The sequence below is a fragment of the Paenibacillus sp. FSL R10-2796 genome, assembly GCF_037965315.1.
GTDB lineage: Bacteria > Bacillota > Bacilli > Paenibacillales > Paenibacillaceae > Paenibacillus_AQ > Paenibacillus_AQ odorifer.
Window position 1 is genome coordinate 4,418,580 of record NZ_CP150178.1, and the last position, 19,642, is coordinate 4,438,221.

The following is a 19,642-nucleotide window of genomic DNA, read 5'->3' on the forward strand; positions in this document are numbered from 1 at the left end:
AAAGGTGCTTCCTTATTTTCCAAATATATATTAGCTGTTAAGTACATTATAGAAGTTGTGTCCTAACGCAATCTGTGAGCAATTTATCTTTAGAATAAGAAATTCAAGTTTTACATAAAAGCGAAAGCACATCTCTAAAGACCTACATCAATCTCCTTCTTTAACTACGACCGAGTCCCTAATCTGCTCAAAAGTCAACGGTTTATAGTTCCAATGCTCTACACAAATGTTAAAATGATTGTTTCCCTCATATTTTTGCGCATGAATATGGCCGTGCACATTTACGTAAGGCATATGTTTATTCATGTACATAGGCTCATGTGAGAGGAAAAAGAAATCCTTATAAATCAAAGGATATTCACTAACCTCATCAAAACCTGCATCAAGCCACCAACTTCGGCTGCGGCCGCGATCATGATTGCCAAGGATCAGGATTTTGTATCCATGCAGTCTGGCCACAATCGCACGAGTTGCCTCCTTATTCAGAAAAGAAAAGTCTCCCAAATGAAATACTTTGTCGTCCGGATTCACTACCGAATTCCAACTTTCAATCATAACTTCATTCATTTGCTCTACATCGTTGAAGGGTCTGGATTCAAAATCAATGATCAACTTATGCCCAAAATGATGATCTGATGTGAAAAAAACCTTAGCCATGTGCACCCTCCTTTTGTTCCTATTCTAATGACAGTATGTATGAAAAAAGCTCCGACTACCCATAAACCCTAGGAAATTCGGAGCCCCGAGGACTTTTCCGCCTAATTTCTCACGAAATTATACGTATCATTCTATGTCATGAGGCGATGACGGAATACCTCTTTATTGTTAATGTTACTTTTCCCAGTCGCGCCGCTTACTCGAACGTTTATTAACATCACTCTGAATCAGTTCAGCTAAAGGAGGCGCCTCCTCATTGTCAATGAGCCAGCCACGCATCTCCTTGATCGCTTCCACCTGTCCATTGCCTTTGTCACGCCATGTAAGCAGTTCAATAACTCTAATTACAAGCGCTAAGAGACTGCTATTGCTGTTTTGCGACTTTTCAGCCCGGATTTTTTGAAATAACGCTTCATTTTCCCAATCTATTAATATTTCCTCCGCTATAGTGGGCCGCATTACCGTGAAGGTCTTATTGCAATTATCGCAACAGACGACAGATATTGGCTCTGCTTTAAATTTCACTTCAATCTTCTGCTGGCAATATTGGCATGTAAAACTAACCTGCATTTCAGAAGGTTTATTCTTCACTAGACAGCCCTCCTCATGATGACATTAAAAAGTTACTCCTAATGTTTACCCATTTCTTTTGAGAAATGACCCACAGTGCGGAAGGTATGTAAAGACTTTTTTATCAGAACAGCAGCAAATTCATAAAGAATCGCATGAGAAAATAGAGTTACTCTTAAAACGCCTCGCGAATATGACTAAGTGAAGCTAGGCTAAGATCGTCATTTAACAAGACGCTAATTACATCAAAAGAAACCCGCCGTTCCTCATAACCCTTCATATGCAAATAAACCTGTGTTGTACTCCGAACCTGGTTTATTTTGCGAGCATTCACCGATTCTTCTGGAGTTCCCTGAAGCAGCTCTCCACTGCGGCTACGAACTTCGACAACAACAATACAGTCTTCACGCTCCGCAATGATATCAAGCTCTCCAGTACGACAACGCCAATTCCGTTCCAATATCATATACCCGCTAGAAGATAGGTACTGCACAGCTCCGTTCTCTGCAGCAGTTCCTTTCTCTTTGCGGTTATAGTGCTTTCTTACATAGGGCTCTTTCATTCTTGTCCCCGTTCACCAGCGGAACGATCGCTCTGATACACAAAGCTGAGGATTTCCGCCACCAGCTGATAGAGCTCAGACGGAATCTGTTGGTCCAGATCAAGCTTTGAAAGAACCTCCACGAGGGCTGCATCTTCCTGAACAGCAACCCCGCTCTCCTTAGCCTTTTGCAGAATAAGGTCTGCTATCGCGCCTTGTCCCTTGGCTACTACGACAGGAGCCTCGTTTTGTCCGGGACTATATTTGAGAGCGACCGCTTTTTTGAGCCCTTGTGAAATTGGCTGTACAGGCTCATTCATATACGGTAATCCACTCCTTTGTAAGCCTCAGGAACATAATCAACAAACTTATTAGTATTGGAGCCAGCAAGCTCTTTAGGCAAATTCAATTCTGGCAAGGGTTCGGTTCTTAAACCTGATAATTGATAACCGATAGATTCTACTGCAGTTTTTATATCTTCACGCCGCGTCTCCAGCAGCTCAAGCACCCACGGATGATCATTATGAAGCTTAAGACTAACGATTCGATCTACAACCTGCACATCTACCAATGTCTGCCCTAGCTGCTTCATGTCCAAATCGAACCACAATCGACAGTTAGCTGCATCCAACTCCCCTTTGCGGCCCCGCCTGGACTGGATATGAACCGATGCAGTTTCCTGCCCATCTGGACCTTGCAGCGGCAAGAACAATGTAACCTGCGCGAAGGGAGCAGTCCGATCTGTATTCAGCAGCAGCTGTTGGCCTGTCAGCTGCTGCACTAGCCCGCTCGCGGCATCTTTTACCGCGGGCGGCACCTCGCTGCTGCTCATAAGCTGCAGCAGCACGCCCTTCAACGTGTCGGCAGCTTGCTCCCCGCCGACACTGCCTAGCGCGGCTGCAGCTGTCCCCGCTGCCGCTCGCGCCGTCTCCGCGGCCGGCAAAGCGCCGCCGCGCACGGCCTGCTGCTCGTGCTCCGCACCGAGCAGCTTCAACACCCGCCCCACCCACGACTCCGCATCCGCGGGTGGGGCGGTGTCTGGCTGCACCGGCGAAGCCGCAGCAGCCGTGGTCTCCCCGCGCGGCGCTGCCGGCGCGGGGGCAGGATCTTGTCCCGCCGCGTCAGCGGGCGGGACGTTCGCGAGCTGCGGCATGCTGCCGCGCAGCTCGGTGAGCACGCCCTGCAGCTTCGCGAGCAGGGCAGCCCCGCTAGGCGCAGCAGCTTGGCTTGCTGCACCAGCTTGGCTTCCCGCAGCAGCTTGGCTATCTGCACCAGCTGATCCAGTGGCGCTTGTATTCGCGCCACTGATACTACCCTGCGCTCTATCTTTATTTAGACTCATTTCATTGCCATGAGTTTCGCTCTGATTAGAACTATTTTGATTGCTTACAATTCCGTCCCCTTGCGTGTTAGCAGCACTACTCTGAGTTCCTGAAGCAAGCGTAGAAGTTATTTTCCCAGTCAAAGGTTCACCAGTATTTCCACTCTTCGAGAGCTGAACTACCTCACCAGCCTCTTCGGGGACCACTGGCTTGGCAGTTACAATACCGGTTTCATTCTCAGGAGTTTCAGCTGTACTTGCAGCTGCACTTCCTGATATTTCTGATTTCACTAAATTCAAAGGAATTATTGGTTCATCAGAAATAACTCCGGCTCCCGTTGCCCCTCCTGTTGCAGCAGCACTTCCGCTTGTAGTAGTAACACCAGCACTACCTTCAGCAGGTTTACTTACAGGTTGTCCAGTTCCTTTAATCGAAACCTGGTCCATTTCCGCATCAGCATCACCTGCTGATACCACTTCCCCGTTAATCACAGCGCCCGTACCTGTCGTTACAGGAGCATTCAGCTTTCCGGTCGGGGTACCCATTCCAGGTTTAGCTTCGGCTGTTGTTGTTTCTTCACCGGCGACTTGACCTGCCCAAATCGTAATCTGTTCTTCGAGCGCTGACAAAAGCTGATGAAGCTGCGGACCAAAAACCGCCTGCTGCAATCCTTTCACACTTTCAGGGGTAACCGGCAAGCCCCGCTTTACAGAAATGACAGCTGCATCAAGCCATTCTGAGGTCGGCACGCCCGCAGGTTTCGCACTCATTACAGCATCCAGAATCGCCGCTGTCTCTTTGGTAAGCGGAATACCACCCGACTGCATCGCCAACACAATTTCCCGACCCGCTTTGGAGTCAGTAAGCCCAAGCGATTCCAATGCCTCGCCCATGTTTTGCGGGGTGGCTAACACCGTTTCGCCGAGGGAGACCGGCTTCAATACGGGCAATCCGCCTTCTCCGGGTGCTCCAACCTGTAAGTTCAGGGTCTCTCCTGGCAGTAGTGGTGTTTCCAACTCCGCACGAACAGGTGTGCCTTGAATCTGCACAACGGCTTCTTTTCCCGAATCCGATACAGACAATACAACACCACGTACAACCTGCCCTTCCTTCAATTCCAAAGACTTGGCTGCTCCCGGTTTATTATCCCCGAGCAATCCACGGATCAATGTTCCGATATTCATACCGTTTCTCCTCCCTCCATTTTCTCTCTTCTTACTATATCGGTATTAATCCGACTTTTTTGAGCGGTGAATTTATCCAAGCTTAAACGCCTTTGGCGTCTTTTATATTCTGATATTTCTAAAAAAGGGTTTGCTGTTCAGCAAGAATCTTCCCAATAAAGCTGCGCCGATGCATAGGTGTCGGACCTAACGCCGTAATTTGTTCCCTGTGAAGCTTGGTCGCATAACCTTTATGTATCGCAATCCCATAATCAGGGTATAATTCCTCCCACACCCCTTCACACAGTCTATCTCTTGTTACTTTAGCTATAATCGAAGCTGCCGCAATAGACTGGCTGTTAGCATCCCCTTTTATGATCGCCTGCTGCGGCAACGGAAGATCAACTTTTTCAGCATCGATTAACATATAGTCCGGAGTATGACTAAGACCTTCTACCGCTTTTTTCATCGCCAGACGAGAAGCCTGTTTAATATTAATTTCATCAATCATGCGGGAATCCACATAACCTACACCAATAGCTATCGCCTGCTCCATAATAATCTCGAATAAGGCATCTCTTTTTTTCGCTGTAAGCTTTTTAGAGTCGTTGACGCCATCAATAATAAGCCCTTCCGGCAAAATCACCGCTGCTGCAACAACATCCCCAAACAAACAACCTCTGCCTACTTCATCTACGCCGGCTATACGGCGATAAGACTGTTCCCAGCCCTCTTTTTCATAACTCAACATATCTATCGTACTCACGAATCTGTCACCGCCAATTATAAATTATTCTATAAACTACATAAGTCAGCTTACCATAGTAAAGCCCACATGGTCATGTACAAATAACCACTCCAATTTGATCCAAATCGGCAAAAAAAAGAGCCCCCGAAAATTTCCGGATGGCTCTTCCATACCCATTCATTTAAACGCCTTTAAGGTGTTTCCAGCGTAAAACGACCAAGCTTACCTGCCCGCAGCTCATGCAGCAAAGCACGTGAAGCTTTTTCCAGATCAACACGTCCACCGCTAATCAGACAACCGCGTTTGCGGCCCACGGCTTCCATAACTGCAACGATCTCATCAGGGTTCTCAAGATCCTCAGGAAGCTTCTCAATACCAAAGCGTTCTTGAAATCTGGAACCATAATCCTTGACCAAATACTTCACTGCATAAAAAGCAATGTCCTCAATGTTCAGGATTTCTTCTTTGATCGCACCCGTCACGGCCAAGCGGTAACCCACGTCTTGATCCTCAAACTTCGGCCATAAGATACCAGGAGTATCCAGAAGCTCCAGATTACCTCCTGTTTTAATCCACTGCTGGCCCTTAGTAACCCCCGGGCGATCACCCGTAGCAGCGATACTCTTACCAGCCATTCGATTAATCAGCGTTGATTTACCGACGTTAGGAATACCGACGATCAATGCGCGCATAGCCCGTGGGTTCATTCCCCTTGCGATCTGCCGATCAATCTTTTCCTTCAACAGCAGCTTGACCTGCTCCGGAATCTCCTTAACGCCTGTTCCAGTAGATGCGTCCACAGGATGGGCAACATGCCCTTGTTCCTTAAAGTACGCCAGCCACTTCCGAGTAATTTCCGGATCCGCCAGATCCGCTTTGTTCAAAATAATTAATCTCGGCTTGTCCCGCAAAATATCGTCAATCATCGGATTGCGGCTGGAAAGCGGCAGACGGGAATCGAGCAACTCTATAACAACATCAATCAGCTTCAGCTTATCCTCGATTTGCCGCCTAGCCTTCGTCATATGACCAGGAAACCAATGAATGGCCATTGCCGTCACCTCCTTTGACTTCTGTCAACTTAATGGTTAATCAGTGTAATATCTTTTATCGGCCAGAAGATTAAATCTGCACGACCCACAATATCACCCAGCGGCACATAGCCAATCATCCGGCTGTCTGTACTATCCGAGCGATTATCCCCCATAACGAAAATATGTCCTTCTGGTACAGTACCATCCGTGAATTTTTCATTTGGGAAATCTTTATTATTATACAGAGCGTTGTTACTATGCGCAGCATCAATAGCGCCTTGGATGTAAGTCTCGTTAACAACCTCACCGTTAACTGTAACTACATCTCCTTCTACTTTCACAGTATCTCCAGCCAAACCAATTACACGTTTAATAAAATCTCTGCCTTCAGATGGCACGTGGAATACAATAACCTCACCCCGCTGCGGAGATCTTATATCGTATAAAATTTCATTAACGATAACACGTTCTCCCGTATGGAAATTAGGCTGCATGGAAGGTCCATCTACAATAAAAGGCTTGAATAAAAGCCAGCGAATCAGTATAACCAGAACTAAAGCAATCGCAATGGCCTTGACCCATTCCAGCACTTCATTTTTCTGTTTACGTGGGTTCTGCTCGCTTGATTCCAAAGTTTCGCTTTGTTCCTGCTGCATAGTTCACCGTCCTCTCTTAATACTACTCTTACTATACAACACAAAAAAACTCCTGCCAAAAACCCCTCCACAGATACTCCTTCAGGAGGCCTTTTCGGAGAAGCTTATCCCCAAGCGTATATGTCACACGCATTGTATACCAAGCTAAAACGCCCTCAGCGTCCTTTTAAGGACGGTATGCGTTTATGCGAGAAATATAAGAATAATGTATAACGTAAAACTTATGCTTTTCTTATATTTCCAAAAAAAAATAAAGCGAAAGGGGCTTGAACTCAAGCCCCTCTCCTCTGTCACTATTCTAGCGACGAATTTCTTTAATTCTCGCTGCTTTACCACGTAGTTCACGAAGGTAATAAAGTTTAGCACGACGCACTTTACCACGACGAGCCACTTCGATTTTTTCGAGTTTAGGCGAGTTGATTGGGAATGTTCTTTCCACACCAACACCGTAAGAAATTTTACGAACCGTAAAAGTCTCACTGATTCCACCGCCACGACGTTTGATTACAACGCCTTCGAACAACTGGATACGCTCACGAGTTCCCTCGATAACTTTTACATGCACCTTCAAAGTGTCACCCGGACGAAAACTAGGGATATCTTTACGAAGTTGCTCTTGCGTAATAGCTTGTAGGATATTCATTAAGGACTTCCTCCTTCCGTACAGGTGTTCTTGCCTCTTCCGGAGAGATCTGAGCTCTCCCTCATTATCCGCAGCGGACCACCGTATTCCACACAACAGAGTTAATATTATCATAAAGGACGGGCTAATACAACTTATTTTTCTATTTTATAACGGTAACATATCTCTTTTTTTTGCCTTAGACTGGCAGTCTTTACACAAGCCGACCACGGTTCCATTGTCTTGAGCGTAGAAGATCAACTTCCCATTCTTCTTCTTGCAAGAAGAGCAAGGTTGCTCCCCTGGACTCTGTTTGGCTTTGCGATGACTATCCATTGAGATCACATTACTGCTAGTCGTGCGCAAAGGATCGCTTGAGCTGCTTGTTTTCTTTTTCTGAACGATATAATACCCAACACCCAGCGCTAGCAAGACAAGCAAAATAACTACATATTTCATCTGGCTCCCTCCGCTCTTCATGATTTACTTGAGGTAAGAAAATAAAAAGACCGCCCTGTGATGCAAGTAAGGCAACGGTCTATATCGTATTCGCAAACTAGCCTTAGCACATCTCACTATAAAAGCGCTTTTCAGTAGCTGCTGAAGATTATATATGAGAGCATCTTCGCTCTTTTTATATGTACCCTTACCCATTTTAATGTGAGCGTAAGATCTATATTTCATTTTAGCACAATTGAAATTTGAAGTGTAGTGAACACTTTTTAAATACCTAGTCTTTGGTCCAGTATATTAACCCGCCTACAGCCGTTTTTACAATAAATCCCCATAGGCTATACTTACAGAAGTACGTACATAACGTAGCGCTTAGGGAAGAACACATATACCCAAAAATAAGGAGGATTTTATTCAATGAAAAAGAGTAATACAACTAGCGTAATGGCAGCTGTAGCCGTCTTGTCCATCGTACTTCTGGCAGGATGCACAGAATTACCGGGTAGGCAATCCGCTAATAATGAATTAGGAAAGAATATTACTGAAGATGTGCAGCAAAATATTGGTGAGGCTGTGAAGCAAGAGCTGGGTAAAGCCGCTGCAAGCGTGGAGCAGGCCGTTCAGGATACAGCTACCAAGGTGGTCGACGAAGTTAAAGCAAACAGCATTAGCAAAGAACTATCCTTATCTAAAGAGATCGGCTCTGCTTCAGTGCTTAGCATGAACAATGCAGTGGGAGAAATAGAGGTTACATCAACTACGGGTGATCAAATTAATGTGAGTGCGACAATCTTAGCCCATAACGGCTCCGCTCATAAAGCTGACCGCCAGAAAATTTTGGATGACGCTGAGATTTCAATAGACGTTAGTGGCGATACTCTGAAGGTATCTACAAATTCCAAATCAAATCCGAAGAAGGATTTATGGACTTGGGCTCAAGACAAATACGGTTATTCAGATTTTAGCATTAACTATACCATTGAGATCCCCACCCGTATGGATGAATATCAAATCACCAATAATGTCGGGCAAATTCGTCTCCTCAATCTGGACGGAAATTACCGCATCGTCAGCAACGTTGGAGCTATTGATATCGAAGGAGCTAACATCACCGGTAAGTCCACTCTAGAGTCTAATACAGGAAGCATACGTATGGATATAGCCGGAATGAAGAGTGATAGCCGTCTTAAAGCGACAACAAATGTAGGTAGCCTCAATGCTGTTCTAGCCGATGGCGTGAAATGTAGCTTGGTGGCTAAAAGTGATCTAGGCCAGATCACCGGGGTTGAGGGTGGCAAACGTGATGTTAACGGAGGAGGTCCTTTGTTGTCCTTAAGCTCTGATATAGGTGCAATTACAGTAGAGTAACCAACCACTAAAAACAGACCGTCCGGATTAGCGGACGGTCTGTTTTTGCATCATCATATCAGATTAATGCAATAGCCAACAGTGTGAACAAGCTGAGAGTTAAAATATTGTCAGCAGCATAAGGGTAACCAAAAAATGCAGAAGTCTGCACAGGTCCATTGGATCCTGTTCTTAAGTAAACATTATATCTGTCCACATCTGTAATCACACCTTCATGCTGTCTGCCATCAGTAGTCAGGATACGTACCCTTCTATTCTTACAACGTAAGCAATTATAATAAGCCTCCACTAGTGTACTCCTCCTCATTCGTAATGATATACTCTATGGTGAGGAGTACAGGTCGGTAACGGCTAAGTTACATAGGTCATTTGTTTGGATCGATATTTACTTTCCGTTCTCTGCATTTTTTGTATTCCCAAAGGTTATATATAAGGAAAGACATATTCTCGGCTTGTTATCCGTACCATCCTATCCATTCAAGGAGGCCAATCGAATGAATGTAGCACGTAAACAGTTTATTAAGGAAGGCGTACTGCGTATTACCATCTTTATTATTTTATCATCGCTTACCTATACCGTTCGCAACTATGCATGGGCAGTTACTGTTCTCGTATGTTTTGCGCTTTACGCTCTACTTACAGGAGTATATCGCCTCTTTCGCAAAGAGTAGAATGCGCCTCCACGAATTTTTATAGTTAACCAAACGCCCCCTTTCCAAAGAGTTTTTAATTCTCCTTGAAGAGGGGGCGTTTACATTCTGATCAGAATCACAGGGTTTGACCTCTTAGTAGAGCACAATAAAACCATTAGATGTAGTAACTTTCGTTCGCTATACTCTAATGGTTTTATTGGACTTGCTTATTCATACTTAATTATTAATCTTATATGTTCAAGCTTTAAAGGGCGAATGGGAATTACGATTTGCGATTTGTATAATAATCGATAATATCATTCACGGTGCGGAGCGGCTCCGCATCTTTGTGGATCGTGTCCACGCTAGGCTTGAATTCTTCACGCGTCTTCGTAGTCACTTCAGTTCATTCCTTTCAATAGTTAAGCTTGCTGCATCGTAAGCTGCATATAGTATTACGCCACCTCTATCTATTACCCCAAATAGAAGAGTTCAACGCACCTATGCTCATTTGTTTTGGAAATTGCGCAAAAAAATACGAGATTATAGCCCTTCTTATACTTAAGTAAACATAACAAAAACGCCTCCTTAACGTAAGATACGTTAAAAAGACGTAAAATATGCCTGTTTTATTAAAATTTTACTCCGGCTTGATTTTCATTTTTCAGACGTTCCAGTGTTTTCTTGTCTTTCAATGTTAGTTCTGCACTTTCGAGCAAATCAGGTCTACGTTCAAGTGTACGCTGTAACGCTTGCTCTCTCCGCCATACTTCGATGTTGGCGTGATGGCCACTCAGCAACATATCTGGTACCTTCCAGCCGCGAAATTCAGCGGGTCGAGTGTAGTGAGGATATTCCAACAGCCCTGTACTGAACGAATCCGTGATCGCAGAGGTTTCATTTCCAAGCGCCCCTGGCTGTAGCCGAACTACTGAATCAATAACCGTCAGTGCTGGTAGTTCTCCACCCGTTAACACGTAATCGCCAATCGACAGTTCATCTGTAACCAGATGCTCCCGTATCCGCTCATCGTAGCCCTCATAATGACCACATATAAAGATTAGATGCTGCTCTTGTGCCAGTTCCTCAGCAATCTTCTGATTATAGGTCTTTCCTTGTGGGCACATAAGAATGATGCGCGGCTTCACAGAGGAAGGCGACGGGACTGCAGATTCAGAACCATTCTCCAAAGGACTAGCCTCGATCCCCAATACATGTTCTACCGCTGCAAAGATCGGGTCAGGCTTTAGTACCATACCCCCGCCCCCGCCATACGGTGTATCATCCACACTGTTGTGCTTATTTCCTGAGAAATCACGAAAGTTCACAGCATTCAAAGATACAATCCCTTTTTCGCGTGCCTTACCAAGAATACTTGTGCTAAATACGCCTTCGCACATCTCCGGAAAGAGCGTTAGCACATCAATTCTGATCATGGCAATAGTCCTTCCATTAAGTGAACCGTAATTCGTTTGGCCTCAATGTCCACGTTCAGCACTACATCGTTAATTACAGGGATAAGGATGTCTTGACCTTTAGCAGGCTTAACAACCCACACGTCATTTGCACCTGGCTGTAAAATTTCCGTAATTGTGCCAAGCGGTTCACTTCCAGCATCATCCGTATAAACTTCACAGCCAACGATTTGGTGGAAGTAATATTCGTTCTCTGGCAGATCAACCAGATCATTACTTGGCACCTTAAGCAAACTTCCCTTATACTTTTCCACTTCGTTAATATTGGTATATCCCTTAAGCTTAACGATAAACATACCCTTATGCTCTCGAGCGGATTCTACAGTCACTTCGAATTTTGCACTGCCATCCGCAGGAATGACGAACAGCTTCTTGTCTTTAGCGAAACGAACCTCAGGAAAATCGGTATGGGATAATACTTTAATCTCCCCGCGAATTCCATGTGTATTCACAAGCCGGCCTACGGTTAATTCTTCCGTCATATAACCCTCTCCTCTACAAGCTTCATCTATATATTTGAACAAAAAGGAGCCGGGATATACTATCCCTAGCCCCTCATTGTACGCATTATTTAAGATAAAATATCTACAGTTACGCGTTTATCGCTCTTGACTGCTGCAGATGTGACTACTGTACGGAGCGCCTTGGCGATCCTGCCTTGCTTGCCGATGACCTTTCCTACATCATCTGGATGTACGGACAGCTCATAGACAATCAAATGCTCTTTCTCCACAGCCCGTACCGTCACATCTTCTGGATGATCCACTAAAGCCTTAGCAATTACTCCAACTAATTCTTCCATAGAGGACCCTCGCAATCAGTCATTATTTCTGTTGCTTAAGCTCATGAAACTTCTTCATCACGCCTGCTTTGGAAAGCAAGTTGCGGACGGTATCAGATGCTTGCGCACCTGTTTGAAGCCATTTAAGAGCTTTTTCCTCATCGATCTTAACTACTGCCGGTTGTTCAATCGGATTATAATAACCGATTTCCTCGATAAAACGACCGTCACGAGGGGACCGGGAATCGGAAACCACTACACGATAGAAAGGCGCTTTATGCGCTCCCATTCTTTTTAGACGAATACGTACTGCCACGAAAAATCACCTCCTTATAATAGTTTCCAACATTAGGTGGTCAGACATTCAAGATCATTTAAAAGGGAATTTCAGCCCTTTTCCACCACCAAGACCTTTAAGCTGCTTCATGGCATTTTTCTTGGAGGCTTTACCGCCTCCGCCCATCATGCCGGAGAATTGCTTCATCATCTTACGCATCTCATCAAATTGTTTGATGAGGCGGTTGACCTCAGCGACTGAGGTTCCGCTGCCGGTTGCAATACGCTTGCGGCGGTTATGGTTAATGATCTCAGGCTGTTGCTTCTCCGCCTTAGTCATAGAATGAACTATGGCTTCAACGCGTCCCATTTGCTTATCGTCGACCTTTAAATCTTTAATGCCCTTGGCTTTGTTCATACCCGGAAGCATATCAAGAATTTGATCGATAGGGCCTAGCTTCTTCACCTGATCCATTTGCTCTAGGAAATCGTCGAACGTAAACTCTGCATTACGCATCTTACGTTCCATTTCTTTAGCCTTGTCAGTATCAATGTTCGCCTGGGCTTTCTCAATCAGCGACAGCATGTCGCCCATACCCAGAATCCGCGAAGCCATACGTTCCGGATGGAACGGCTCCAGCGCGTCGATCTTCTCCCCTAAAGCGGCGAATTTAATCGGGCAACCGGTAACAGCTTTTACTGACAGTGCAGCACCACCACGGCTATCGCCGTCGAGTTTCGTCAATACGACCCCTGTAAGCTCAAGCTGCTTATTAAAGCTCTCGGCTACATTCACGGCGTCTTGACCCGTCATAGCATCTACTACAAGAAGTACTTCATCAGGATTTACAACATTGTGAATCTGCTTGAGTTCTTCCATTAGTTCTTCATCAATATGCAGGCGGCCTGCAGTATCGATAATAACATAATCAAGTCCGTTATCCTTCGCATGTTGTACAGCTTGTCTGGCAATTTCTACCGGACTAGTCTGATCACCAAGTGAGAATACAGGAACCTTAATCTGTTCTCCCAGCACTTGCAGCTGCTTGATAGCAGCAGGCCGGTAAATATCTCCCGCAACCAGGAGCGGACGATGATTGCCCTTCTGTAACAGCTTAGCTAGCTTACCCGAAGTGGTTGTCTTACCAGCCCCTTGTAGACCCGCCATCATAATGACGGTCGGCGGCTTGTTCGACTTGGCCAGCTTCGCTTGGCTTCCGCCCATCAGCTCGGTTAGTTCCTTGTTGACGATGTCGATAATTACCATGCCAGGCGTAAAGCTGTCCATGACTTCCTTGCCGATGGACTTTTCTTTCACCTTAGCCACGAATTCTTTAACTACCTTGAAGTTAACATCGGCTTCCAGAAGGGCTAACCGCACTTCACGCATAGCTTCGTTTACGTCTTCTTCGGATACTTTACCTTTACCGCGTAGCTTGCTGAACACATTCTGCAATCTTCCGGTTAAACCTTCAAACGCCATATGCAGATTTCTCCCTTCATGCTACTCTAACCTCTGCAAGCGATCCACGATCTCCGCGAACCGAAGTTTATATTGCTCAGGCAGCATCCCATTCTCCGGCAGTCTGCGCAGCTCTTCTAAATATTTAGTACGACTCTCATGTTTCACTAATAGTCCAAGTTTTTCTTCATAATTCTCAAGGACTTGCTCAGCCCGCTTAATATGCTCATAAACAGCTTGGCGGCTGATTTCAAATTCAGCGGCGATTTCTCCCAAGGAAAAATCATCGTGAAAATAATATTTAAGAAACGTTTGCTGCTTATCTGTAAGCAGTCGTTCATAGAAGGCAAAAAGCAAATTGATACGATTCGTTTTCTCGAGCCTATTCTCCTGACTCATTAAGGACAACCCCTTCGTCAAGGAAAAACACTTTACACCTTCACAACGTCCCTTATGATACCTAAAAGAAAGAGAGATGTCAAGCACTTTTGCTTGTCATCTCTTTCTTTATTAAAAATCCATATTTTCCGCGATAAATCCGCTTGAAATTATTGGATTGGCAGTACATAAATCAATATGGCGAAGAAATGTGTGACACTGCCCGCAAGAACAAAAACATGCCAGATCGCGTGATGGAACGGAAACCCTCTCCATACATAAAAAACTGTACCTAGAGTATAAAGCACTCCGCCAGCCATCAGCAGAATCATACCACCGTCCGCTACCACTGCCGAAAGAGGATTCCAGGCGATAACAATCAGCCAACCCATAGCAATGTAGAATACCGTAGACATGAACAAGAACTTTTTAACAAAAAACGCTTTGAAGAAAACGCCAAATACTGCGATTCCCCATATAACACCAAATAAACTCCAGCCAAGTGTTCCCCGAATAGCTACTAGCAAAAAGGGTGTATACGTGCCTGCGATAAACAGATAAATAGAGGAGTGATCGAAAAATTCGAACAAATCCTTCGCCTTGCCCTCTTTGAGACTATGCACAAGTGTTGAATTGAGATACAGAAGCAGCATTGTCGTTCCATAAATGGAGAAGCTGACTACATGCCATGCCGTTCCTTTCAGACTTGCAAAAACAACAAGCAGGACAAGTGCAGCGACGCTTAATACAGCTCCGATCCCGTGCGTAATCGCATTCGCGACTTCTTCTCTCCGGGTGTAGGTGTGAGTATTTGCCATATCCATATCCTTCCGTCTAAGCTTTCTTTCTATTATACCACGCGGACCTCACTGGATTACAGTTTGTAAATCTCCGTGTATTTCTCCTCCAAATAATCAGCCAGATAATCTGGACTGAGCGGCTCACCTGTTACTTGTTCGATAATTTGCGAAGGGGTCAGGCTTTTTCCGAAACGGTAGATTTTTTCTGTTAACCATTCTTTAATCGGCAAAAGATTTCCCGCAGCAATCCATTCATCGTAGTTCGGCAGCTCCTTGCGGAGTGTATTCAAGATTTGAGCAGCATACATATTTCCCAAAGAGTAGGATGCAAAATATCCGAAGTCTCCACCGGACCAGTGCACGTCCTGCAATACACCAAGCGCATCATTAGGCGGTGTAATACCTAAATATTCTTGATATTTAGCATTCCATACCTGAGGCAGATCTTTGACAGATAGACCTTCATTAAAAATAAGCTTTTCGATCTCGTAACGCACAATAATGTGCAGATTGTATGTAAGCTCATCTGCTTCAATTCGGATGAATGAATTTTCCACACTGTTAATAGCCCGGTAGAAATCCTCTACATCTACATTAGCAAGCTGCTCTGGGAAATGCTGCTGCAGATCACCGTAATAACGTTGCCAGAACGCACGGCTGCGGCCGATCATATTCTCCCATAGTCTCGACTGAGATTCATGAATCCCCATCGAAGCGCCTTGAGCCAGCGGTGTTCCCACTAAATCTTGGCTGATATTTTGTTCGTAAAGCGCATGTCCACCTTCATGCAGTGAACTGAAGACGGCGCTAGTCACGTTATCAAGTAAATAAGCGGTCGTAATACGAACGTCACCTGGATTCAGCCCTGTAGCAAAAGGATGCACACTCTCATCCAAGCGGCCTGCGTCGAAGTCATAGCCCATTTGCTTCAGAATAAAGTTACCAAACTTTTGTTGCTGCTCTTTAGGGAAAATCTGCTGCAAGAAGCTGGTATCAGGTTTATTAGGTGAAGCAGCGATAGCTTCCACTAACGGAACCAAGCGGCTGCGGAGGCGACTGAACACTTCATCCACCTTTTCTACCGTGAGATCAGGCTCATACATATCTAGTAGCGTATCGTAACGTGTGCCATTTACACCCCAATAATCGATGAACTCTTGTTTCAGAGCTACGATTTTACTTAAATAAGGTTCAAATGTAGCAAAGTCATTGTTCTCCTTAGCTTCTTCCCAGATTGTTTGGGAATGAGCAGACAGGACAGCGTACTCTTCAAATCTTTTGGAAGGAATACTCTTACTGCGCTCATACTCTTTGCGGCAATCGTTGACGATCTTTTGTTGATTAGCTGTAAGCTGGCTCAACACTTCTGGACGGCTGAAAAATGCTGTGAAGTCACCCATCTCCTGTGAAATCTCAAGTCTGAACAATTCTCCACTCAGCATCCCAATCGTACCGGAACGAACTTCTACTCCCTTACGTGGTGCACCTGTGCGCAAATCCCAGTGCATTAATTCTATGGCCTCTGAATATCCACTAATTTTTGCTAATAACTCGCTGAATTGTTCCCATCGTTCCTTTACTTGTTGTTCCATTCTACTCCACCTGCTTTCTCTGTTTTACAGACTCCTCTTGATGATACTTTTTTGAATGAGTATAATCAACTTCAGAGATTACATCTCTAATTTTAAATATTTAATGAGTTACATAAGAAGCAGAGCATGCTTCGAACAAAAATCAAGGAGCGTGAACAGGGCTATGATGATTCAAGTTACACCTCTCGCAGAAAGGAAGTTGAAGGAAAGGCTTGGAGATCAGCCAGGATTTTTCAAGCTCTTTTATGATACGGTAGGCTGCGGGTGTGACGGAATTAATGTGTTACTGATTGTTTCAGAAGTGGAGCAAGGCGATTCTAGGATAGAGACGAATTCTCTTCCCTTTATCGTAAGCCGGCAACAGGAAATCTTTTATGAAGACAAGATGCGACTCGATGCAGAGGAACGTTTCTCTTCCTATAAGCTGGTCAGTGATTCTCAGATTTATGGTAACAATATCATGGTAAGAGATATGCGCAACGTAAGTACAATTCAAGGAATTTAAGGGAGGAAGCTAATATGAGCCACGTATCAGAAATTATTAACTTTAATAAAAGTTTTGTAGAGAATAAGGACTATGAAGCTTATTTAACCAGTCGTTATCCTGACAAAAAAATGCTGATCATCACCTGTATGGACACTAGACTCGTTGAATTATTGCCGAAAGCCATGAATTTCAAAAATGGTGATGTCAAAATCATCAAAAATGCTGGTGCGGTTATTTCTCAACCTTTTGGTAGTGTTATGCGTAGTGTAATGGTAGCTCTATATGAACTAGATGCTGAAGAAGTAATCGTGGTTGGACACTATGAATGCGGTATGGCCTCCCTCAATGCGGACCATATGATCAATTCCATTAAAGAACGTGGAGTATCTGAAGAAGTGCTGTCTACACTGGAGAATTCCGGAATCAAACTTACAAAATGGCTGCGTGGGTTTGACAATGTCGAAGAAGGGGTAATTCAGACTGTGGACCTGATTAAACGTCATCCACTGCTTCCCCCTAATGTACCTATCCATGGCATGATCATCGATCCGGCAACCGGAGCGCTTGAGCTTGTCGCTGATGGGTATAAGTAACGAATGACGACTCTCTAACTGCTGTTTGCGTGGATCCTGGATCCACGCTTTTTTTGTGTATAAAAGTATAAATTATGATAAATAAAATTGAAACCTTGTGGGGCATGTCTGCGTATTACCGACCATACACAAAAATTCATGCTCACAGGAGGGTTTTCGTACTAAATGAAACCAATGAAACGCGTAATGATGATTCTAATGGCCTTCACTCTGTTTTTTGCAGTGGTTGCTCCAGACTTTGCCGATGCACGTCGAGGTGGCGGCGGATTCAAATCCGGCACTCGCAGCTATTCAACAACTCCAAAAAAATCAACAACAACAAATAACATCAAAAAAAGTGACAGCACTAAAAGTTCCACAGCAGGATCTGCTGCAAATACAAAACGTGGCTTCTTCAGCGGCGGCAGCTTAATGAAAGGCATGATGATCGGTGGTTTGGCTGGATTATTATTCGGTGGAATGTTTGGTGGAATGGGAGCTTTTGGTGACTTCCTAGGCTTTGCCGTTAATATGCTAGCTATCTATGTATTGGTTATGCTCGTGATGTCCTTCTTCCGTCGTAGAAAAGAACGTCGCCGCTTAGAAGAACAGGATGGTCGTTACTAATGTCTACAATTGTTCTAAGCATGGATGAGATCATCAATGCCCTCTGTCTGCACATGGCGGAACGAAAGGCTGTTCGCCCAGAGGATGTTCAGGTAGAACTGAGCTGGGAAGAAGATACCGGTTACTCTGCAGAGGTTTGGGTACAGGGCCGCAGTCAATTTCTAGTGGAGTCCAATATGATTGAAGCGATCTTGCGTTACATGCTCAGCGAATATGGTGTTCGCGCCTATCGTGAAGATGTAAGACTGGACCTGGATGAGGAAATCACAGCGATTGTAAATACAGGGAACTAATGATAGTAAAAGGGACAACCCGAGGGGTTGTCCTTTTTTGATATAACGCTATTCATAGAAATATTGCTTTACCGTCCCTACTCCGTCTGCCACTTCAATTTCTACATAAGCTCCATTAATAAAAGTAACCTGCGGCGGGACATGACCACAATCGATATCATAAACGATCGGTACCTTAAGCTCTTCAAATAGTTCAGCATAGATATCCTCGACAGTATAGTTATCCACAGGCCGATTAGCTGGACTTCTGCCAAACATAATCCCCGAACAATTCTCAAACCACCCTGCCAGCTTCATCTGCACTAAAGATCTGCGTAAATCCGCTGTGTTCAATTCACAATTTTCCAAATACCAAACTATAGGTTCGTCATGAATCATTTCTTGCTGAAAATGCTGGAGCTTTCCATAAGGTGTGCCGATCAAATGCCTAATTACATCTATACAACCACCCAACAGACGTCCTTTCATCGTTACAGCATCTGTAGTTAGAGACTTCCAATAAGTCTCCTCTGTCAAATGAAAAACGCATGGCGAGGGCACATCATGTTGCCATTCCCGCTGATATTTAAGAGATGAATGCTGCACAATGGACCCACCCACTGGTGTCTCTAGAACCGCCTGCCAGAGGGTTGTAGTATCATCCGAATACTCTCCCCGTAAATCAATGAGATTCGCTCCGTGGGCAGTAGCCAACCCGGTTGTCAGCGTGACCGCAAGCAGCAAGACGCTTATATCTGAATATCCCACGATCCATTTGTCCTGCAAAGCATCAAAATCAATAAATTCCAGAGCTTCAATTAACAATTCCCCGCCCCAAGGCGGAATAAGGACATCGATTCCATCATCTTTGATCATCTCATTAAACTCATGACCACGAACATTGGCTGGTGCAGATTTAGCCTTATCTTGCTTCCATGCCGTTTCGCCGATAATGACATTAAATCCTTGCGACTTCAACCGGCTGGAGGCCAGTGTTAGTAGTTCTGCATTTTGAATGCCTACTCCAGATGAAGGTGCTGTAACGCCTATCGTCGCATTCTTTTTCAAAAAAGGGTATCTAATCATATGCCACCTCCCAGAGTTTGTACCCATTATATCCCTAAAGTGATAATGAGAACACCTTCTTCTAACAC

General features: G+C 44.7%; 26 protein-coding genes. 6 read left to right on the forward strand and 20 right to left on the reverse strand.

Annotated features, from left to right (window positions below; genetic code table 11):
- Nucleotides 1-147: 147 nt before the first annotated feature.
- The 10 genes from NST58_RS19980 to NST58_RS20025 form a co-directional block, all read right to left on the reverse strand.
- On the reverse strand, nucleotides 148-657 hold the full coding sequence (locus NST58_RS19980; protein ID WP_339243939.1) for a phosphoesterase: 510 nt from the start codon (nucleotides 655-657) through the stop codon (nucleotides 148-150).
- Between the two features lie 174 nt (nucleotides 658-831).
- On the reverse strand, nucleotides 832-1,248 hold the full coding sequence (locus NST58_RS19985) for a hypothetical protein (RefSeq protein ID WP_051491578.1): 417 nt from the start codon (nucleotides 1,246-1,248) through the stop codon (nucleotides 832-834).
- A gap of 154 nt (nucleotides 1,249-1,402) precedes the next feature.
- Nucleotides 1,403-1,789 (reverse strand): YraN family protein, encoded by a 387-nt coding sequence (locus NST58_RS19990; RefSeq protein WP_076127091.1) that lies wholly within the window; start codon nucleotides 1,787-1,789, stop codon nucleotides 1,403-1,405.
- A complete protein-coding gene (locus NST58_RS19995) occupies nucleotides 1,786-2,088 on the reverse strand; it encodes an EscU/YscU/HrcU family type III secretion system export apparatus switch protein (RefSeq protein WP_038571992.1) in 303 nt (100 codons plus the stop codon). The genes NST58_RS19990 and NST58_RS19995 overlap by 4 nt, the downstream gene beginning before the upstream one ends.
- Nucleotides 2,085-4,274, reverse strand: a complete 2,190-nt coding sequence (locus NST58_RS20000; RefSeq protein WP_076182698.1) for a hypothetical protein — start codon at nucleotides 4,272-4,274, stop codon at nucleotides 2,085-2,087. Before NST58_RS20000 ends, NST58_RS19995 begins: the two co-directional genes overlap by 4 nt.
- 118 nt (nucleotides 4,275-4,392) lie before the next feature.
- A complete protein-coding gene (locus NST58_RS20005) occupies nucleotides 4,393-5,004 on the reverse strand; it encodes a ribonuclease HII (RefSeq protein ID WP_076100429.1) in 612 nt (203 codons plus the stop codon).
- A 188-nt stretch (nucleotides 5,005-5,192) separates the two neighbouring features.
- Nucleotides 5,193-6,053 (reverse strand): ribosome biogenesis GTPase YlqF, encoded by an 861-nt coding sequence (gene ylqF, locus NST58_RS20010; RefSeq protein ID WP_036688587.1) that lies wholly within the window; start codon nucleotides 6,051-6,053, stop codon nucleotides 5,193-5,195.
- 29 nt (nucleotides 6,054-6,082) lie between these two features.
- The gene (gene lepB / locus NST58_RS20015) at nucleotides 6,083-6,691 is read right to left on the reverse strand and encodes a signal peptidase I (RefSeq protein ID WP_339243945.1); all 609 of its coding nucleotides are present in this window, start codon (nucleotides 6,689-6,691) and stop codon (nucleotides 6,083-6,085) included.
- Nucleotides 6,692-6,989: 298 nt separating this feature from the next.
- Complete coding sequence (gene rplS, locus NST58_RS20020; protein ID WP_036688590.1) at nucleotides 6,990-7,334, reverse strand: 50S ribosomal protein L19; 345 nt, start codon at nucleotides 7,332-7,334, stop codon at nucleotides 6,990-6,992.
- Nucleotides 7,335-7,481: 147 nt separating this feature from the next.
- A complete protein-coding gene (locus NST58_RS20025) occupies nucleotides 7,482-7,772 on the reverse strand; it encodes a hypothetical protein (RefSeq protein ID WP_051491579.1) in 291 nt (96 codons plus the stop codon).
- Between the two features lie 411 nt (nucleotides 7,773-8,183).
- On the opposite strand from NST58_RS20025, the gene NST58_RS20030 reads away from it, so the two are divergent.
- Nucleotides 8,184-9,134: a hypothetical protein gene (locus NST58_RS20030; protein WP_076301633.1), complete on the forward strand. Its 951-nt coding sequence runs from the start codon at nucleotides 8,184-8,186 to the stop codon at nucleotides 9,132-9,134.
- 58 nt (nucleotides 9,135-9,192) lie between these two features.
- Here NST58_RS20030 and NST58_RS20035 read toward each other — a convergent pair whose 3' ends face one another.
- Nucleotides 9,193-9,423 carry a hypothetical protein gene (locus tag NST58_RS20035; protein WP_036688596.1) on the reverse strand — a complete coding sequence of 77 codons (231 nt, stop codon included), beginning with the start codon at nucleotides 9,421-9,423 and terminating at the stop codon, nucleotides 9,193-9,195.
- A gap of 205 nt (nucleotides 9,424-9,628) precedes the next feature.
- On the opposite strand from NST58_RS20035, the gene NST58_RS20040 reads away from it, so the two are divergent.
- Nucleotides 9,629-9,805 (forward strand): hypothetical protein, encoded by a 177-nt coding sequence (locus tag NST58_RS20040; protein WP_155288145.1) that lies wholly within the window; start codon nucleotides 9,629-9,631, stop codon nucleotides 9,803-9,805.
- Between the two features lie 593 nt (nucleotides 9,806-10,398).
- Here the strand turns inward: NST58_RS20040 and trmD are convergent.
- The 8 genes from trmD to NST58_RS20080 all read right to left on the reverse strand — a co-directional run bounded on the left by trmD (nucleotide 10,399) and on the right by NST58_RS20080 (nucleotide 16,530).
- Nucleotides 10,399-11,199 carry a tRNA (guanosine(37)-N1)-methyltransferase TrmD gene (trmD, locus tag NST58_RS20045; protein ID WP_339248789.1) on the reverse strand — a complete coding sequence of 267 codons (801 nt, stop codon included), beginning with the start codon at nucleotides 11,197-11,199 and terminating at the stop codon, nucleotides 10,399-10,401.
- Nucleotides 11,199-11,723 carry a ribosome maturation factor RimM gene (gene rimM / locus NST58_RS20050; RefSeq protein WP_036688599.1) on the reverse strand — a complete coding sequence of 175 codons (525 nt, stop codon included), beginning with the start codon at nucleotides 11,721-11,723 and terminating at the stop codon, nucleotides 11,199-11,201. Before rimM ends, trmD begins: the two co-directional genes overlap by 1 nt.
- 89 nt (nucleotides 11,724-11,812) lie before the next feature.
- Nucleotides 11,813-12,043 carry a KH domain-containing protein gene (locus tag NST58_RS20055; RefSeq protein WP_036688600.1) on the reverse strand — a complete coding sequence of 77 codons (231 nt, stop codon included), beginning with the start codon at nucleotides 12,041-12,043 and terminating at the stop codon, nucleotides 11,813-11,815.
- Nucleotides 12,044-12,065: 22 nt separating this feature from the next.
- A complete protein-coding gene (gene rpsP, locus NST58_RS20060) occupies nucleotides 12,066-12,338 on the reverse strand; it encodes a 30S ribosomal protein S16 (RefSeq protein WP_036688604.1) in 273 nt (90 codons plus the stop codon).
- A gap of 54 nt (nucleotides 12,339-12,392) precedes the next feature.
- Nucleotides 12,393-13,781, reverse strand: coding sequence for a signal recognition particle protein (gene ffh / locus NST58_RS20065; protein WP_036688607.1), 1,389 nt, complete (start codon nucleotides 13,779-13,781; stop codon nucleotides 12,393-12,395).
- A 21-nt stretch (nucleotides 13,782-13,802) separates the two neighbouring features.
- Nucleotides 13,803-14,159, reverse strand: coding sequence for a YlxM family DNA-binding protein (gene ylxM / locus NST58_RS20070; protein ID WP_036688609.1), 357 nt, complete (start codon nucleotides 14,157-14,159; stop codon nucleotides 13,803-13,805).
- A 149-nt stretch (nucleotides 14,160-14,308) separates the two neighbouring features.
- Entirely contained in the window at nucleotides 14,309-14,956 is a 648-nt protein-coding gene (locus tag NST58_RS20075) for a hemolysin III family protein (protein WP_036688612.1), read from the reverse strand.
- A 56-nt stretch (nucleotides 14,957-15,012) separates the two neighbouring features.
- Nucleotides 15,013-16,530, reverse strand: a complete 1,518-nt coding sequence (locus NST58_RS20080) for a carboxypeptidase M32 (protein ID WP_076127097.1) — start codon at nucleotides 16,528-16,530, stop codon at nucleotides 15,013-15,015.
- A gap of 163 nt (nucleotides 16,531-16,693) precedes the next feature.
- Between NST58_RS20080 and NST58_RS20085 the strand changes: the two genes are divergently transcribed.
- The 4 genes from NST58_RS20085 (at nucleotide 16,694) to NST58_RS20100 (ending at nucleotide 18,509) form a co-directional block, all read left to right on the forward strand.
- Entirely contained in the window at nucleotides 16,694-17,035 is a 342-nt protein-coding gene (locus NST58_RS20085; RefSeq protein WP_076127099.1) for an iron-sulfur cluster biosynthesis family protein, read from the forward strand.
- Nucleotides 17,036-17,049: 14 nt separating this feature from the next.
- Nucleotides 17,050-17,610 carry a carbonic anhydrase gene (locus NST58_RS20090; RefSeq protein WP_036688619.1) on the forward strand — a complete coding sequence of 187 codons (561 nt, stop codon included), beginning with the start codon at nucleotides 17,050-17,052 and terminating at the stop codon, nucleotides 17,608-17,610.
- Between the two features lie 165 nt (nucleotides 17,611-17,775).
- A complete protein-coding gene (locus tag NST58_RS20095; RefSeq protein WP_076127101.1) occupies nucleotides 17,776-18,216 on the forward strand; it encodes a hypothetical protein in 441 nt (146 codons plus the stop codon).
- A gap of 8 nt (nucleotides 18,217-18,224) precedes the next feature.
- Nucleotides 18,225-18,509, forward strand: coding sequence for a YxcD family protein (locus NST58_RS20100; RefSeq protein WP_036689115.1), 285 nt, complete (start codon nucleotides 18,225-18,227; stop codon nucleotides 18,507-18,509).
- Nucleotides 18,510-18,557: 48 nt separating this feature from the next.
- Here the strand turns inward: NST58_RS20100 and NST58_RS20105 are convergent, their stop codons facing one another.
- Nucleotides 18,558-19,574 carry a S66 peptidase family protein gene (locus NST58_RS20105; RefSeq protein WP_339243946.1) on the reverse strand — a complete coding sequence of 339 codons (1,017 nt, stop codon included), beginning with the start codon at nucleotides 19,572-19,574 and terminating at the stop codon, nucleotides 18,558-18,560.
- Between the last annotated feature and the right edge of the window lie 68 nt (nucleotides 19,575-19,642).

Coding starts and splice junctions, on each gene's coding strand:
- NST58_RS19980 (WP_339243939.1), bottom strand. CDS start 657: ATGGCTAAGGTTTTTTTCACATCAGATCATCATTTTGGGCATAAGTTG.
- NST58_RS19990 (WP_076127091.1), bottom strand. CDS start 1,789: ATGAAAGAGCCCTATGTAAGAAAGCACTATAACCGCAAAGAGAAAGGA.
- NST58_RS19995 (WP_038571992.1), bottom strand. CDS start 2,088: ATGAATGAGCCTGTACAGCCAATTTCACAAGGGCTCAAAAAAGCGGTC.
- NST58_RS20000 (WP_076182698.1), bottom strand. CDS start 4,274: ATGAATATCGGAACATTGATCCGTGGATTGCTCGGGGATAATAAACCG.
- NST58_RS20005 (WP_076100429.1), bottom strand. CDS start 5,004: ATGTTGAGTTATGAAAAAGAGGGCTGGGAACAGTCTTATCGCCGTATA.
- ylqF (WP_036688587.1), bottom strand. CDS start 6,053: ATGGCCATTCATTGGTTTCCTGGTCATATGACGAAGGCTAGGCGGCAA.
- lepB (WP_339243945.1), bottom strand. CDS start 6,691: ATGCAGCAGGAACAAAGCGAAACTTTGGAATCAAGCGAGCAGAACCCA.
- rplS (WP_036688590.1), bottom strand. CDS start 7,334: ATGAATATCCTACAAGCTATTACGCAAGAGCAACTTCGTAAAGATATC.
- NST58_RS20025 (WP_051491579.1), bottom strand. CDS start 7,772: ATGAAATATGTAGTTATTTTGCTTGTCTTGCTAGCGCTGGGTGTTGGG.
- NST58_RS20030 (WP_076301633.1), top strand. CDS start 8,184: ATGAAAAAGAGTAATACAACTAGCGTAATGGCAGCTGTAGCCGTCTTG.
- NST58_RS20040 (WP_155288145.1), top strand. CDS start 9,629: ATGAATGTAGCACGTAAACAGTTTATTAAGGAAGGCGTACTGCGTATT.
- rimM (WP_036688599.1), bottom strand. CDS start 11,723: ATGACGGAAGAATTAACCGTAGGCCGGCTTGTGAATACACATGGAATT.
- NST58_RS20055 (WP_036688600.1), bottom strand. CDS start 12,043: ATGGAAGAATTAGTTGGAGTAATTGCTAAGGCTTTAGTGGATCATCCA.
- ffh (WP_036688607.1), bottom strand. CDS start 13,781: ATGGCGTTTGAAGGTTTAACCGGAAGATTGCAGAATGTGTTCAGCAAG.
- ylxM (WP_036688609.1), bottom strand. CDS start 14,159: ATGAGTCAGGAGAATAGGCTCGAGAAAACGAATCGTATCAATTTGCTT.
- NST58_RS20075 (WP_036688612.1), bottom strand. CDS start 14,956: ATGGCAAATACTCACACCTACACCCGGAGAGAAGAAGTCGCGAATGCG.
- NST58_RS20080 (WP_076127097.1), bottom strand. CDS start 16,530: ATGGAACAACAAGTAAAGGAACGATGGGAACAATTCAGCGAGTTATTA.
- NST58_RS20085 (WP_076127099.1), top strand. CDS start 16,694: ATGATGATTCAAGTTACACCTCTCGCAGAAAGGAAGTTGAAGGAAAGG.
- NST58_RS20090 (WP_036688619.1), top strand. CDS start 17,050: ATGAGCCACGTATCAGAAATTATTAACTTTAATAAAAGTTTTGTAGAG.
- NST58_RS20095 (WP_076127101.1), top strand. CDS start 17,776: ATGAAACCAATGAAACGCGTAATGATGATTCTAATGGCCTTCACTCTG.
- NST58_RS20105 (WP_339243946.1), bottom strand. CDS start 19,574: ATGATTAGATACCCTTTTTTGAAAAAGAATGCGACGATAGGCGTTACA.